The organism is Paraburkholderia sp. BCC1885, assembly GCF_900996235.1.
GTDB lineage: Bacteria > Pseudomonadota > Gammaproteobacteria > Burkholderiales > Burkholderiaceae > Paraburkholderia.
Genome location: NZ_CAAJGM010000050.1, coordinates 1 through 603, shown reverse-complemented (window position 1 = coordinate 603; position 603 = coordinate 1). Strand labels below are relative to the sequence as shown.

Annotated in this window: 1 protein-coding gene; it reads right to left on the bottom strand. The window is 72.0% G+C overall.

The window, feature by feature from the left end; genetic code table 11:
* A partial coding sequence (locus FQ755_RS04250; RefSeq protein WP_144151248.1) for an efflux RND transporter periplasmic adaptor subunit occupies positions 1-603 on the bottom strand: 603 nt, incomplete at both ends.

The following is a 603-nucleotide window of genomic DNA, read 5'->3' as shown; positions in this document are numbered from 1 at the left end:
AGGCCGACGCGGCCCGAGACGGGCGCGGTCACGCGCGCGTAGGTCAGGTTCAGCTTGGCCGAGTCGATCGAGGCCTGGTCGGTCTTCACGGTGCCTTCGTACTGCTTGACCAGCGAGGCCTGCGTGTCGGCCTGCTGGCCCGAGATCGAGTCCTGCGCGAGCAGCGTCTGGTAGCGCTTGAGGTCCAGGCGCGCGGTGGCCAGCAGCGCCTGGTCGCGCGCCAGCGTGCCTTCGGCGGTCTCGAGCGCGACCTGGTAGGGGCGCGGGTCGATCTGCACCAGCACGTCGCCCTTCTTGACCATCTGCCCTTCGGTGAAGTTGACCGACTGCAGGTAGCCGGACAGCTGCGTCTTCACCGTCACGGTGGCCAGCGGCGTGACCGTGCCGAGCGCGGACAGCACGATCGGCATCTCGCCGCGCGAGGCGGTGGCCACCTGCACCGGCTGCGGCTGGTTGGCGAAGTCGGCCGGGCCGCCGTGGCGGCGTCCGCCGCCCTGGCCGGCCTGCTGGCCGTTGGCCGGCGCCTCGTTCTTCTTCCACGGATGCCACCACAGCAGCGCGCCCCCGATCACGACGAGCGCGGCCACGCCGAGCGCGATCGGC